This is a genomic window from Sphingomonas sp. AC411, assembly GCF_979253035.1.
This window is the reverse complement of sequence record NZ_CEEDAQ010000001.1, coordinates 1,103,867-1,118,378: the sequence shown is the minus strand read 5'-3', so window position 1 is coordinate 1,118,378 and position 14,512 is coordinate 1,103,867. Positions and strand designations below refer to the sequence as shown.

Below are 14,512 nucleotides of genomic sequence, written 5' to 3'. Positions count from 1 at the left end.
TCGGTGCTGCTAGCCACATCGCGCTTGGATTTCCACGTCTGCTTCGCCAAAAGGCCCGCTTGATGCGTATCCGTACCCTTCCCACCGCGCTTGCCGGCGCCATTGCCGCAGGGACCCTGCTGCTCAGCGGCGGAGCCGTGCTCGCGCAGATCGAGGGCGGCAGCCGAGGCTCAGCCCCGGTCGACAGCGGCAGCGCGTACGAGGTCAGCGGCGTCACCGTCGACGTCGCGGGCAAGACCGCCGACGCAGCGCGCTACAGCGGCTGGCGGCTCGCCCAGCGCAAAGCCTGGGTGCAATTGTCGAACCGGCTTGGCGGCGGTGGTGGCCTCGTTTCCGACGGTACGCTCGATTCTGCTGGTTTCCGGGATCGTCGTCGAGAACGAACAGATCGGCCCGCAGCGCTATATCGCCAAGCTCGGCGTGCTGTTCAACCGCACTCGCGCGGGCTCCGTCCTCGGCATATCCACCTACGCCGATCGCTCGCAGCCGATGCTAACCATCCCGATCCAATATTCGGGCGGTGTCGGCCAATCCTTTGAACAGAGCACGCAGTGGCAGCAGGCCTGGGCGCGCTATCGTACCGGCAACAGCAGCATCGATTATGTTCGCCCGTCCGGCTCCGGCCCCGACGCGCTCCTGCTCAACGTTGGCCAGACGCAGCGCCCCGGTCGTGGCTGGTGGCGGACGATCCTCGACCAATATGGCGCGAGCGACGTGCTGTCCCCGGTCGTGAAGATCTATCGCCAATGGCCCGGTGGCCCGGTGATCGGCGTGTTCGAAGCGCGCCACGGTCCCGACAACGACCTGATCGGCCGCTTCACGCTCCGTGTCGGAACGTCCGACGGCCTGCCGCAACTGCTGGATACCGGCGTCAAGCGGATCGACGACCTGTATCAGCAGGCGCGCCGCAACGGTTCGCTCCGTGTCGACTATAGCCTGTCGCCGCCGCCAACGCCCGAAGCCGCGGTAACCGACGACCTGCCGAGCGACGAGACCGCCGACGCCAATATCGCGGTGCTGACCGGTGGCGAGGGCATCTCGATCACCGTTCAGTTCGACACGCCCGCAGCCACGACCGTATCGTCGACCGAAGCTGCACTCCGCGCGATCCCCGGTGTCCGCTCGGCCGCGACCACCAGTCTCGCGCTCGGCGGAGTCTCGCTGATGCGTGTCGCCTATGACGGCGACCCCACCGCGCTGAAGACCGCCCTCGAAGCGCGCGGCTATCAGGTCTTCGGCTCGGGCCAGACGATCCGGATCCGCCGGGTTTCCCAACTTCTTCCGCCGGACCTTCCCGCGGATACCGTGACGACAGGGTGAGCGCGACCAAGATGACTCAAATCGCGCTGCCACTCGGGTGGCCGGCGGACCCTCGCGACGACGCCTTCCTGGTTACCCCATCCAACTCGCGGGCCGTCCATACGCTGGAGCATTGGGCGACCTGGCCCGTCATGACCGCCATCCTCACCGGCCCGCGCAAATCGGGCCGCAGCCTGCTCGCGCGGATCTTCGCGGCGAAAAGCGGCGGCACGATCATCGACGATGCCGAGCGCGTGCCCGAGGCGCAGCTGTTCCACGCCTGGAACCGCGCGCAGGAGGAGCACAGGCCGCTGCTCATCGTCGCCGACGCCGCCCCGCCCGAATGGAAGGTGAAGCTTCCCGACCTGCGCTCGCGGCTCGCAGCCAGCCCGATCGCGGCGATCGGTGCGCCCGATGACGAACTCATGCGGCTGCTCCTGGCGCATCTGTTCGAGCGCCGCAGCCTCGACGCGCGGCCCGATCTGATCGACTGGCTGGCCACGAGAATCGAGCGCAGTCATATTACCGTAACGCGAACCGTCGATGCGCTCGATCAGGAGGCGATGGAACGTCGCAAGCGCTTGTCCATTCCTCTGGCACGAACCACACTCACCGAGGCCGGGCTGATCCTCCGTCCACAGCTTGCCCTGGATCTGCCGCTCTTCACGTCACCATAAGACCCCAAGAGGACCGATGAACCGTCCAGCGCATATCGTCCGCCAAGCGGAAGACGACGACGATCCCATCGGCGCAGAGCCGAACGACCGGTTCTTCAACCGCGAACTCTCCTGGCTGGCGTTCAACCGCCGCGTTCTGGAGGAGGCGTGCAATCCCGCGCACCCGCTGCTGGAGCGGCTCCGCTTCCTGTCGATCTCGGGTTCGAATCTCGACGAGTTCTTCATGGTCCGCGTTGCCGGCCTGAAGGGGCAGCAGACGCAGGACGTCGATCGGCGCTCGGCGGACGGGCTCACCGCGGGCCAGCAGCTGACGGCGATCGTCCGCGAGGCGGACGAACTGATGGCGAGCCAGCAGGCGGTGTGGGGCGACCTGCGCGTGCTGCTCGACGAGGCTGGCTTGTTCGTCCTGCGGCGCGATGCGGTCGAAGGCGAAGCCGACGAGTGGCTCGAAACGCATTTCCGCGATCAGATCTTCCCGATCCTGACCCCGCAGGCACTCGATCCCGCGCACCCGTTCCCGTTCATCCCGAACCGCGGCCTGTCGGTGATCTTCGACCTCGTACGCCGTTCGGATAACGAACCGGTCCGCGAACTTGTCATGCTCCCGCACACGATGACGCGCTTCGTCCGCCTGCCTGGCGAGCCCGCGCGCTACATCTCGATCGAATCGATCCTCAAGCGGTTCGCGCCGGTCCTGTTCCCCGGCTACGAAGTCCTCGCCGCCGCCAGCTTCCGCGTCCTGCGCGACAGCGACATGGAGATCGAGGAGGAGGCCGAGGACCTCGTCCGCTACTTCGCCAACGCGATCAAGCGTCGCCGCCGCGGCCGCGTGATCCGTCTCGAACTCGAAACCGGTATCCCCGACGTGCTCGCCGCGGTCCTCAAGGACGAACTCGGTGGCGCCGACGCGATCATCACCGAGAGTGGCAACCTGCTCGGCATCGTCGACCTCGACGGGCTGGTCGACGAGGATCGCCCCGACCTGAAGTTCCCGCCGTTCACGCCGCGCTTCCCCGAACGCATCCGCGAATTCGGCGGCGATTGCTTTGCCGCGATCAAGGCGAAGGACATCGTCGTCCACCATCCGTACGAGACGTTCGAGGTCGTGCTCGCCTTCCTCAAACAGGCAGCGAACGATCCGGATGTGGTGGCGATCAAGCAAACGCTCTACCGCGCCGGCAAGCAGCCCGCAGTCATCAACGCGCTGATCGCCGCGGCCGAAGCGGGCAAGTCCGTCACCGCGGTGGTCGAGCTGAAGGCGCGATTCGACGAAGAGCAGAACATGGTCTGGGCCTCCGCACTGGAGCGCGCGGGCGTGCAGGTCGTCTACGGCTTCATCGACTGGAAGACCCACGCGAAGGTCTCGCTGGTCGTCCGCCGCGAAGGCCAGGCATTCCGCACCTACTGCCATTTCGGCACCGGCAATTACCACCCGGTCACCGCCAAGATCTACACCGACCTCAGCTTCTTCACCGCCGACGCCGCGGTCGGGCGCGACGCGGCGCAGATGTTCAACTACATCACCGGCTATGTCGAGCCGACCGACATGGCGAAGGTCAGTCTCAGCCCGCGCGATCTGCGCCAGAATTTGATGAACCTGATCGACGTCGAGATCGCCAACGCGCGCGCCGGCAAACAGGCGGGCGTCTGGGCGAAGATGAACTCGCTGGTCGACCCCGCGGTGATCGAGAAGCTCTACGAGGCGAGCGGGGCAGGGGTCGAGATCGACCTCATCATCCGCGGCATCTGCTGCCTGCGACCCGGTGTACCCGGCCTGTCCGAGACGATCCGCGTAAAATCGGTGATCGGCCGGTTCCTGGAACACAGCAGGATCTGGGCGTTCGGCAACGGCAAGGCGCTCCCCAACGACGGCGCGAAACTCTTCATATCGTCCGCCGACTGGATGCCGCGCAATTTCGACCGCCGCGTCGAGTATATGCTGCCGATCCTCAACCCCACCGTCCACGACCAGATCCTCGACCAGGTGATGGTCGCGAACCTGATCGACAACGAGCAGAGTTGGGAGCTAGGCCCCGACGGCGAATATACCCGCGTCGATCCTGGCGACCGCCCGTTCAACCTGCATCGGTATTTCATGACCAACCCGTCCCTCTCCGGCCGCGGCGCCTCGCTCGCGACCAGCAACGCCGTGCCGACTCTGTCGCTTCGGCGAAAACGATGAGCGTCACGAATATCCTGTTCGGTAATTCCACGCCCAAGGCCGAGACCGACGATCATCCGCGTACGGGGATCATCGATATCGGCTCGAACTCGATCCGTCTGGTCGTGTATCAGGGCCCGCCGCGCCTGCCCGCGATCCGGTTCAACGAGAAGGTCCTGGCCGGGCTAGGGCGCGGACTTGCCGCAACCGGTGCGATCGAGAAGTCCGCGCTGAAGACGGCACGCGTCGCCCTCGCGCGGTTCGCTGCGGTGGCCAAGGAAATGGAGTGCTCGACGTTGCGCACGGTCGCCACGGCGGCGGTACGCGATGCGAAGAACGGCGGCGAACTCATTGAAGCGGCTGAACAACTCGGCCTCAAGGTCGAGACTCTGTCCGGCGAGCAGGAGGCCAGCGCAGCCGGCTATGGCGTCCTCTCCGCGATTCCCGACGCGGACGGCATCGTCGGCGATCTTGGAGGCGGCAGTCTCGAACTCGTCCGCGTCCGCCGCGGCAAGATCGAAGACCGCGTCTCGTTCCCGCTCGGCGTACTCCGCATCGGCTCGCTTCGCGCGAAACGTGGCAAGGTGCTCGAACGCTACGTCGCAAGGTTGGTACGCGAGGCGGGCTGGACTGCGAAGGGGCAGGGGTTGCCGCTGTATCTCGTCGGTGGATCGTGGCGTGCGCTCGCCCGGCTCGACATGGAGCTGTCGGACTATCCGCTACCGATCATTCACCAATACCCGATGACCGCCGCGACGATCACACGTCTCAGCCGCACGATCCCGCAACTCTCGAAGCCGCGCCTGAAAGCAATCCCCGGTCTTTCGTCCGGTCGTACGTCCACGCTGGCCGACGCCGCCGCGCTGCTCGGCGTGCTGATGCGCCAGCTCGGCAGCAAGACGACAGTGGTATCGGCATACGGCCTGCGCGAAGGGCTGCTCTATGGCGACCTGGAGCCCAAGACCCGCGCGCTCGATCCGCTGATCGTCGCGGCCCGTGAAGAGGGGCGCCTGCTCGGTCGCTTCCCGGAGCATGGCGACCTGCTCGATCGCTGGATCGCCCCGCTGTTCGTCACCGAGGCGCCTGCGCTGGCGCGCATCCGCCACACGGCCTGCCTCCTTGCCGACGTAGGCTGGCGCGCCAACCCCGAATTCCGCGCTGAACGCGGTGTCGAGATCGCCCTGCACGGCAACTGGGTAGCGATCGACGCGCCCGGTCGCGGGATGCTGGCGCAGGCCCTCTACACGAGCCTTGGCGGAGATTTGGCAGCGGCGGACCCGGTCGGGCGACTCGCAACGCCGACAGCGGTAAAAAGCGCAACGGCCTGGGGCCTCGCGATGAGGCTCGGCCAGCGTATGAGCGGAGGCTTGGCCGGTCCGCTCAAGCGTTCGAAGCTATCGGACGACGGGATAACGCTGACGCTAACGCTACGCCCGGATGATCGCGGTCTCTATGGTGAGGCGGTAGAACGTCGCCACACCGCTCTGGCTACCGCATTAGGTCGCAAACCCCTGTTGGCTCTCGCGTAGATCTTCCCCTGCAAGGGGAGGTGGCAGCCCAAAGGGCTAACGGAGGGGTGACCCGCTATCGAGAGGGTGTCACCCTCCGTCTGGCGAGCCAGCCACCTCCCCTTGCAGGGGAGGATCAAAGAGATCAGGCGCAGGTAAAGCGTTCGATCCGACCCTTCGCATCGACGTACACATTCAGCCGGTCAGGCCGGAAATCCATCGTCATCGCCGTATTCGGTGCGATCCAGCGCAGCGTCCGAGCGCCCGACCGCGTCTGCATCACGTCAGCCCGGGCATCGCTCGCACGCTTGCCGACCAGATCACCCAGCGATTCGGCATTGCAGGCGGCTGTGACCGGCGGAGCAGCAGGCGTCTCGCCGCGCATCTCGACCGGCGTACACGCCGCCGAAGCCAGCAAGACTGCAATCAGAACGGCTCTCATGCGGCATCCTCCGTACGCGTCATCTTCAGCTTGCCGCCAATGACCGCGAAAGCCAGTCGTCCCTCGACGAGATCCAGCGCATCGCGCCCGAACTGATCGAACCGCCAGCCCTCCAGCATCGGCAGCCCGGTGCGAACGCCCGCCGCGAGGGCTTCGAGTTCATCCGTCCGCGCCAACAATTTCGACGCGACATCAATGTCTCGCGAGCGGATCTTGAGCAGCAGCTTGAGGAGGTCCGCGACCAGCGAGCCCTCCTTGCCGAGCCCGGGCTTGCGATCGTCGCGCGGCGGCAGTTCGTCCTCGCCAAGCGGTTGCGCCCCTCGATCGCGGCCATCAGGCGGCCACCGATATCGTTGCCGGCCCATGTCGCGGACAACCCACGCACCCGCGCGAGGTCGGCCTGCTTGCGCGGCGGATGCCCCGCCATGTCTCCGAGCGTCTCGTCCTTGACGATCCGCCCGCGCGGCAAATCCTTCGCCTGCGCCTCCAGTTCCCGCCACCGCGCCAGCGCCTTCAGCCGCCCCAGCACCTCGGGCTTGCGCCCCGAAATCCGCACGCGCTTCCAGGCGAGATCGGGATCGTTCGCGTAATTGGCGATATCGCCAAGTCGCTCCATCTCCTGGTCGAGCCACACGCCGCGTCCGGTCTTGCGCAACCGCTCGAGCATCTTCGGAAAGATCTTAGACAGATGCGTGACGTCGCCGATCGCATATTCGATCTGCCGCTCGTCCAGCGGCCGTCGCGCCCAGTCGGTAAACCGCGCGCCCTTGTCGACCGCAATTCCGAGCCAGCTGTCGACCAAGTTCGAATAGCCGATCTGCTCGCCTTGCCCCAGCGCCATGGCCGCGACCTGCGTATCGAACAGCGGGAAGGGCGTCTTGCCGGTCAGGTTGTAGACGATCTCGATGTCCTGCCCGCCGGCATGGACGACCTTCAGCACGTCGTGATTCTCGACGAGCAGGTCGAGCAACGGCTTCAGGTCGATCTCGGCGCCATCGGATCTATCGCCGCGGCTTCCTTGTCGTCGGCGATCTGGATCAGGCAGAGCTCCGGGTAATAGGTGCTCTCGCGCATGAATTCGGTGTCGACGCACACATAGTCGGCGTCGGCCATGCGCGCGCACAGATTGGCGAGCGTGGCACTGTCGGAGATAAGCGGGTGGATATGCATGGACCGTCCATAGCGAGGCGTGTCCGCCTTGACAAAGGCGGGTGAGGAAGGGAAGCGCGAGGCATCCAATTCCCGTCATCCCAGCGAAAGCTGGGATCTCCCGTCGCAGGGCGCACCCTTGCCGCACGAGATCCCGGCTTTCGCTGGGACGACGCATGAGAGACGAGACACATGCACGCCTATCGCACCCACAATTGCGCCGCCCTCCGCCCCGAACAGGTTGGCGAAGAGGTCCGTGTCTCCGGCTGGGTCCACAAGAAGCGCGATCACGGCGACCTCGTCTTCATCGATCTGCGCGATCACTACGGCATCTCGCAGATCGTCACCGACGTCAGCGGCCCGGTCTTCAAGGTCATCGAAGGCCTGAAGAGCGAGAGCGTCGTCACGATCACCGGCAAGGTCACCGCAAGGGCACCCGAAGCGGTCAACCCGAACCTGCCGACCGGCGGGATCGAGATCCGCGCGACCGCCGCGACCGTTCAGTCGATGGCCGGCGAGCTGCCGATGCCGGTCGCGGGCGAGGCCGAATATCCCGAGGATATCCGCCTGCGCTATCGTTACCTCGATCTGCGTCGGGAGCGGCTTCACGCGAACATCATGCTGCGTTCGAAGGTCATCACCTCGCTGCGCAACCGCATGAACGATCAGGGCTTCACCGAATTCCAGACGCCGATCCTGACCGCGTCGTCGCCCGAGGGCGCACGCGATTATCTCGTGCCGAGCCGCGTCCATCCGGGCAAGTTCTATGCGCTCCCGCAGGCGCCGCAGATGTTCAAGCAACTGCTGATGGTCGCGGGCTTCGACCGTTATTTCCAGATCGCACCCTGCTTCCGCGACGAGGACGCCCGCGCCGATCGTTCGCCCGGTGAGTTCTACCAGCTCGATTTCGAGATGAGCTTCGTTACGCAGGACGACGTGTTCGCGGCGATCGAGCCGGTCCTCCACGGCGTCTTCGAGGAATTCGCCGACTGGCAGGGCAAGGGGCGTCAGGTTTCCGCCCTCCCGTTCAAGCGCATCCCCTACCGCAGATCGATGCTGAAATACGGCAGCGACAAGCCCGACCTGCGCAACCCGATCCTCATCCACGACGTCGGTCATCACTTCGTCGATCTGGGCTTCGGCCTGTTCGCCGGGATCGTCGCCGGCGGTGACGTGGTCCGCGCGATCCCGGCGCCGAACACCGCCGACAAGAGCCGCAAGTTCTTCACCGACATGAACGACTGGGCACGCGCCGAAGGTCATGCCGGGCTCGGCTACATCACGCAGAAGAACGGCGAACTCGGCGGCCCGATCGCCAAGAACCACGGCGAGGAAGCGACGCGGAAGCTGATCGCCGAGATGGGCCTTGGCCCGAACGACGGCATCTTCTTCGCCGCCGGCAAGGAACTTCCCGCCTCGAAGCTCGCCGGTGCTGCCCGGGCGCGGATCGGTGCCGATCTCGGCCTTATCGACGAGAACCGGTTCGAGTTCTGCTGGATCGTCGACTTCCCGATGTTCGAATATGACGAGGACGCCAAGAAGGTCGATTTCAGCCACAACCCGTTCTCGATGCCGCAGGGCGAAATGGAGGCGCTGGAGACCAAGGATCCGCTCGATATCCTGGCGTATCAGTACGATATCGTCTGCAACGGAGTCGAGCTGTCGTCGGGCGCGATCCGGAACCACCGGCCCGAGATCATGTACAAGGCGTTCGAGATCGCCGGCTACACGCAGGCCGATGTCGACACGAACTTCGCCGGCATGATCAACGCGTTCAAGGTCGGCGCACCGCCGCATGGTGGCTCGGCACCGGGGATCGACCGCATGGTGATGCTGCTCGCGGGCGAGCCGAATATCCGCGAGGTCGTGCTGTTCCCGATGAACCAGAAGGCCGAGGATCTGATGATGGGCGCGCCGAGCCCGGTCAGTGCCAAGCAGCTGAAGGAACTCAACATCCGCCTGACCGTCGATGGTCCGAAGGACGTGACGAAGGCGGTCGCGCCGAACGCAGGCTGATCGAAACCGGTGATGGAGCGCAGCGCATGACGATACACCTGGCCGACTACGAAGCCGGCGACGCGTATGACGGCAAGTACAAGCATGACCTCGCTGCGCTCCAGAAGCGGCTAGAGCATATCCAGGTCGCGCATATCGTCGGCGGTACGCGCGCGATCGTCATGTTCGAGGGCTGGGACGCGGCGGGCAAGGGCGGCATCATCCAGAGGCTCTCCGCCGAATGGGACCCGCGCAACTACAAGGTCTGGCCGATCGCCGCGCCGACCGCGGACGAGAAGGCACATCATTTCCTCTGGCGCTTCTGGCACCGACTGCCCGCAGACGGCCACATCGCGATATTCGATCGCAGCTGGTATGGTCGGGTCCTCGTCGAGCGCGTCGAGGGGTTCGCCAGCGAGACCGAATGGCGCCACGGCTATGACGAGATCAACGCGTTCGAAGCGCAGCAGGTCGAGAGCGGCACGACGCTGGTCAAGCTGTTCATCCATACCACGCAGAAGGAACAGGACCGTCGCCTGAAAGCACGGCTCGACGATCCCTGGAAGCATTGGAAGACCGGCCTCGACGATTATCACAACCGCTCGCGCCGGAAGGACTATCTGGAGGCGATGAATGAGATGTTCGCGCGCACCGATACCGCAACCGCGCCGTGGACGGTGATCGACGGCAACGACAAGAAGGCGGCCCGCATCGCAGCGCTGACGCTGATCGCGGACCGCCTCGAAGCCGGCGTATCGATGGTCCCGCCACCGCTAGACCCGAAGGTCAAGAAGGTGGCGGAAAAGGCGTTAGGCCTTCGCTGACTTCGCTTCTGCTGCGCCGGCCTGGATGAACTCGTCATCCTCGTTGAGCACCAGCATCTGGCCCTGGTCGATGCCGAAATAGGCACCGCGAAGCGCCAGCGTCCCAGCCGCTTCGGCTTCGGTCACGAACGGGAACGTGCGTAGGTTGGCGATCGAGGTGCGGACGGACTCGAGCTCCATCTCGCGACCGGCTTCGGCGCCTTCGCCATACTTAGCGATGACCTTCTCACGCGCGCCGTCGAGCAGGCTGACCCAATCCGAAACGAAGCCGCCGGCACCATGGTCGGCATCGGCGAATGCCTGGGTCAGAGCGGCCTTACAGCCACCGCATTTCTCGTGGCCCATCACGACGATCTCTTCGACCTTAAGCTGAGTGACGGCGAACTCGATCGCGGCGGAGACACCGTGATAGCCACCACCGGTTTCGAACGGCGGCACGAGGTTGGCGACGTTGCGAACGACGAACACTTCGCCCGGCAGCGTGTCGAAAATCTGGGCCGGCTCGACGCGGCTGTCGGAGCAGGCGATGATCATCACCTTCGGGCTCTGGCCGTCCCGCAGTTCCTTCCAGCGCTCGCGCTGCTCCTCCCAGGGGCCGTCCTTAAAGCGATGATAGCCTTCGATCATTTCCGGAAAGTGAGTTGGCACGGTTAGCCTTTCATGGACATTTGCACTGCAACATGACAAACCTGTCATGTTCGAACTGGTTCCCTCATTTTATCCCGTTTTTCCAGCCGTTCCAACCGGTCGACCTGATCCGCCGCCATTGTCTCGACGGCAGGGCGGGGCTATCTGGCACGACATGAACGAGATGACCCCGATCGCCGTCCCGCGTGCCCGCAAGCCCGATTGGATCCGCGTCAAGGCGCCGACCTCCGCTGGGTTCGCGAAAACCCGCGAGCTCATGCGCTCGAAAAGCCTCACGACGGTGTGCGAAGAGGCCGCGTGCCCGAATATCGGCGAATGCTGGTCGAAGAAGCATGCGACGGTCATGATCCTCGGCGACACCTGCACGCGCGCCTGTGCGTTCTGCAACGTGAAGACCGGCATGCCCCGCGCCGTCGACCGGATGGAGCCGCAGAACGTCGCCGACGCCGCCGCGCAGATGGGTCTCAACCACATCGTCATCACCTCGGTCGATCGCGACGACCTGCCGGATGGCGGCGCGTCGCAGTTCGTGAAGGTGATCCAGGCGATACGCGCATCCAACCCGACGACGACGATCGAGATCCTGACTCCTGACTTCCGCAACAAGGCGCAGGCCGCGATCGAGTCGATCGTCGAGGCGCGTCCCGACGTTTACAACCACAATCTCGAGACGGTGCCGCGGCTCTATCCGACGATCCGCCCGGGCGCGCGCTACTATGCGTCGCTGCGTCTGCTGGAGAGCGTCAAGAAGCACGATCCGTCGATCTTCACAAAGTCCGGCGTGATGCTCGGGCTCGGCGAGGAGCGTCTGGAGATCCATCAGGTGATGGACGATATGCGCTGCGCGGATATCGATTTCCTGACGATGGGCCAATATCTCCAGCCCACCCCGCGCCATGCGAAGGTCGCCGAGTTCGTGCCGCCCAAGGCATTCGACGCCTATGCCTCGATCGCGCGCGCAAGGGGTTCCTGCTGGTTGCATCGTCGCCGCTGACCCGGTCGAGCTATCACGCCGGCGACGATTTCGAGCGGTTGCGTGCAAATCGCGACGCGAAGCTGGGCGTCGCGCGCATCTGATGCCGAAGCATTCCGAAACGCGTCATTTGCCCTACACCCCTGAGCAGATGTTCGACCTGGTGGCCGATGTCGGTCGCTATGCCGAGTTCCTGCCCTGGGTCAGTGCGATGCGGGTGCGCTCCAACAGCGAGACCGAGACGCTTGCCGACATGATCGTCGGGTTCAAGGGCCTCCGCGAGACGTTCACCTCGCGCGTGCAGAAGGTCCGCCCAAGCGAACTGAACGTCGATTATGTCGACGGGCCGCTGAAGTATCTGCGCAACGAATGGCATTTCCGGCCCGAGCCGCAAGGCTGCGCGGTCGATTTCACCGTCGACTTCGCGTTCAAGAACCGCATGTTCGAGATGATCGCCGGCCAGGTGTTCGGCGCTGCACTGCGCAAGATGATCGGTGCGTTCGAGACACGCGCCGCCGAGCTTTACGGCGCCGAATCTTCCGCGGCCGAGTCTTCCGCGGCCGGCGCGTCCGGCAGCAAGAGTTCGAGCGCGCACAACGCGGCCTGAAGCCGGATCCCGCCACGACCGAGATCGCCGAAATCCTTGCGATCGGCATGAACGTCGGACGGATCGCGACCCTTTTCCGCACGACCGAACACGACCGTCCCGACCGGCTTCTTGAGCGATCCGCCACCGGGGCCCGCCACGCCCGTGATCGCCACGGCGATATCCGCGCCCGACTGGCTTCAACGCGGCCTGTGCCATGCTCCACGCGACCGCGATCGAGACCGCGCCGAACGTTTCGAGCACGTCCGAGCTGATCTTCAGCACGCCGAGTTTGGCCTCGTTCGAATAGGTGACGAAGCCGACCTCGAACACGTCGGACGATCCGGGAATTTCCGTCAGCGCGGCCGCGACTAGGCCACCGGTGCAGCTCTCGGCGACCGCGACCCGGCGCCCGATCGCACGGTTCTGCTCGATGACCTTACGCGCGGCGTCGACCAGTTCGGCGGGAAGGATGGTATCCATCAGCGAGTCTCCACCGGGCACAGCAGCATCGCCACCGCGGCGATATCACCGCCGCGCGGCTTCTGGGATTTCAGGTACCGCAACGTTTCCACGACGATGGCCGCGGTGTTGCGGGGCGGCAAGGGTTGCAGCAGCGTCAGCATCCGATCGATCGTCCCGCAATCGCGCGTCGCGATCCGACCGACGATCTGCGGCACCAGCAACGTCGTCAGCAATGGCCGCGCAAATTCCGAATCGAGCATCGCGTCGACCGCAGGATCGCTCAGCTTGACGATCGCCGCGCGAGCGGACGGCCAGGCGCGGTCGGACTCGATCTGATAGCGATCGATCAACGCACTCGACTGCCGCCGGATCAGGCTGGCGGCCGGGAGTTGCGCCGCGCAGACGCGACCGGTTTCGCGGAGGATGTCGGGCATCGCGACGAGCGTCAGCGATTCGGCCTCGGGCCCGGTTATGCAGCGGGGTTGCGCAGCCGCCGGGCTGGCGAGAAGCGCGACGGCGGCCAGCGCGGCGCCAATCTTCATGCGGGCCTTCATGCCGGCGCTCCGGGCACGCGAACGGTCGCGACGGCCTGTGCGGCGATCCCTTCGCCACGGCCGGTGAAGCCGAGTCGCTCGGTCGTGGTCGCCTTGACGCTGACCCGGTCGAGCGTGAGCCCGAGCAGGTCGGCGATCCGCGCGGTCATCGCCGCGCGGTGCGGGCCGATCTTCGGCGCCTCGCACATGATCGTCAGGTCGACGAAATCGATCCGGCCGCGCTTGTCGGCGATCAGCTTGGCCGCATGCTGGAGGAACTGCGCGGAGTCGGCGCCCTTCCATTGCGCGTCGCTCGGCGGGAAATGGGTGCCGATATCGCCGGCTGCGATCGTGCCTAGCAGCGCGTCGGTCAGCGCGTGGAGCGCGACGTCGGCGTCGCTGTGCCCCGACAGGCCCTTGTCGTGCGGGACCAGGACGCCGCCCAGCCAGAGTTCCTCGCCGACTTCGAGACGGTGGACGTCGAAGCCCATCGCGGTGCGGGTCTCGTATGCGACACGCGCCTCGGCGGCCGCGAAATCTTCGGGGTGGGTGACTTTCTCGAGCATTGCCGAGCCCTGCACCAACGCGACGCCGACGCCAAGCCGCCGCACCATCTGCGCGTCGTCGGTGGCTTCCTCGTCTTCGGGCCAGACGGCGTGCGCGGCGCGTAAAGCTTCCACGGAAAACGCCTGCGGAGTCTGCACGCGGTTGAGGTCCGCGCGGGGCACGATGTCCCCAAGCAGCACGGTGCCGCGCGCGAGCGTATCGGTCACCGGGAGGACCGGAATGGCCGCGTCCCGGGTCTTCAAGGCTGAGACGAGCGAGATCGATGACGTCGGCGGAGAGGAACGGGCGGGCCGCGTCGTGAATCATCACGTGCGTCGCGTCGTCGATCGCCGCGAGTCCGTTCGCGACCGACTCGCGCCGGGTGATTCCGCCGATGATCGTTCTGACGCTGCTGCCGAGCGTCTCGGCGGCCAGAGCCTGCTGTCCTTCACCGATGATGACGATCGTCTCGGTAATCGCCGGATGCGCGGAAAACGCGTCGTAGGAATAGGCGACCATCGGACGCCCGGCGATCGGCGCGAACTGCTTGGGTACCGATCCCCCGGCGCGCACGCCAGTTCCGGCGGCGACGATGATCGCAACGATACGGTGTGCCTGTGTCATCGTCGCGACCTAGCGGTTCGTCCGGAGGCTCGCCAGTCTTGCGACTGAGCGCGGAGTAGGGTAGGGCGATGCCTCTTTTCAG

At 65.5% G+C, this 14,512-nt stretch carries 9 protein-coding genes and 5 pseudogenes; 8 read left to right on the top strand and 6 right to left on the bottom strand.

Annotation, left to right across the window (positions count from 1 at the left end; all coding sequences use genetic code 11):
• Positions 1-62 precede the first annotated feature (62 nt).
• The 4 genes and pseudogenes from AC0IX7_RS05755 (at position 63) to AC0IX7_RS05740 (ending at position 5,666) form a co-directional block, all read left to right on the top strand.
• Positions 63-1,320 (top strand): annotated as a pseudogene (locus AC0IX7_RS05755) (heavy-metal-associated domain-containing protein).
• A gap of 11 nt (positions 1,321-1,331) precedes the next feature.
• A complete protein-coding gene (locus tag AC0IX7_RS05750; RefSeq protein ID WP_187504053.1) occupies positions 1,332-1,976 on the top strand; it encodes an HdaA/DnaA family protein in 645 nt (214 codons plus the stop codon).
• A 16-nt stretch (positions 1,977-1,992) separates the two neighbouring features.
• Complete coding sequence (locus AC0IX7_RS05745; RefSeq protein ID WP_471810823.1) at positions 1,993-4,158, top strand: RNA degradosome polyphosphate kinase; 2,166 nt, start codon at positions 1,993-1,995, stop codon at positions 4,156-4,158.
• Positions 4,155-5,666 (top strand): Ppx/GppA phosphatase family protein, encoded by a 1,512-nt coding sequence (locus AC0IX7_RS05740; protein WP_471810822.1) that lies wholly within the window; start codon positions 4,155-4,157, stop codon positions 5,664-5,666. Before AC0IX7_RS05745 ends, AC0IX7_RS05740 begins: the two co-directional genes overlap by 4 nt.
• Positions 5,667-5,790: 124 nt before the next feature.
• Here the strand turns inward: AC0IX7_RS05740 and AC0IX7_RS05735 are convergent, their stop codons facing one another.
• Together AC0IX7_RS05735 and rnd are read right to left on the bottom strand one after the other, a co-directional pair.
• Positions 5,791-6,087 (bottom strand): I78 family peptidase inhibitor, encoded by a 297-nt coding sequence (locus AC0IX7_RS05735; protein WP_471810821.1) that lies wholly within the window; start codon positions 6,085-6,087, stop codon positions 5,791-5,793.
• Positions 6,084-7,257 (bottom strand): annotated as a pseudogene (gene rnd / locus AC0IX7_RS05730) (ribonuclease D). The gene AC0IX7_RS05735 and the pseudogene rnd overlap by 4 nt, the downstream one beginning before the upstream one ends.
• Before the next feature lie 171 nt (positions 7,258-7,428).
• Here rnd and aspS point away from each other — a divergent pair.
• Together aspS and AC0IX7_RS05720 are read left to right on the top strand one after the other, a co-directional pair.
• Entirely contained in the window at positions 7,429-9,252 is a 1,824-nt protein-coding gene (aspS, locus tag AC0IX7_RS05725; protein ID WP_471810820.1) for an aspartate--tRNA ligase, read from the top strand.
• A 26-nt stretch (positions 9,253-9,278) separates the two neighbouring features.
• Positions 9,279-10,055, top strand: coding sequence for a polyphosphate kinase 2 family protein (locus AC0IX7_RS05720; protein ID WP_471810819.1), 777 nt, complete (start codon positions 9,279-9,281; stop codon positions 10,053-10,055).
• On the opposite strand, the gene AC0IX7_RS05715 is transcribed toward AC0IX7_RS05720, so the two are convergent.
• Complete coding sequence (locus tag AC0IX7_RS05715; protein ID WP_398456826.1) at positions 10,041-10,682, bottom strand: carbonic anhydrase; 642 nt, start codon at positions 10,680-10,682, stop codon at positions 10,041-10,043. The genes AC0IX7_RS05720 and AC0IX7_RS05715 overlap by 15 nt on opposite strands.
• A gap of 175 nt (positions 10,683-10,857) precedes the next feature.
• Here AC0IX7_RS05715 and lipA point away from each other — a divergent pair.
• Together lipA and AC0IX7_RS05705 are read left to right on the top strand one after the other, a co-directional pair.
• A pseudogene (gene lipA, locus AC0IX7_RS05710) lies at positions 10,858-11,780 on the top strand (lipoyl synthase).
• Positions 11,780-12,283, top strand: a complete 504-nt coding sequence (locus tag AC0IX7_RS05705; protein ID WP_187504062.1) for a type II toxin-antitoxin system RatA family toxin — start codon at positions 11,780-11,782, stop codon at positions 12,281-12,283. Before lipA ends, AC0IX7_RS05705 begins: the two are co-directional and overlap by 1 nt.
• Here AC0IX7_RS05705 and AC0IX7_RS05700 read toward each other — a convergent pair.
• The 3 genes and pseudogenes from AC0IX7_RS05700 to AC0IX7_RS05690 all read right to left on the bottom strand — a co-directional run bounded on the left by AC0IX7_RS05700 (position 12,199) and on the right by AC0IX7_RS05690 (position 14,430).
• Positions 12,199-12,745 (bottom strand): annotated as a pseudogene (locus tag AC0IX7_RS05700) (CinA family protein). The gene AC0IX7_RS05705 and the pseudogene AC0IX7_RS05700 overlap by 85 nt on opposite strands.
• Complete coding sequence (locus AC0IX7_RS05695; RefSeq protein WP_471810818.1) at positions 12,745-13,269, bottom strand: hypothetical protein; 525 nt, start codon at positions 13,267-13,269, stop codon at positions 12,745-12,747. The pseudogene AC0IX7_RS05700 and the gene AC0IX7_RS05695 overlap by 1 nt, the downstream one beginning before the upstream one ends.
• 8 nt (positions 13,270-13,277) lie before the next feature.
• A pseudogene (locus tag AC0IX7_RS05690) lies at positions 13,278-14,430 on the bottom strand (bifunctional 2-C-methyl-D-erythritol 4-phosphate cytidylyltransferase/2-C-methyl-D-erythritol 2,4-cyclodiphosphate synthase).
• Positions 14,431-14,512: the final 82 nt, after the last annotated feature.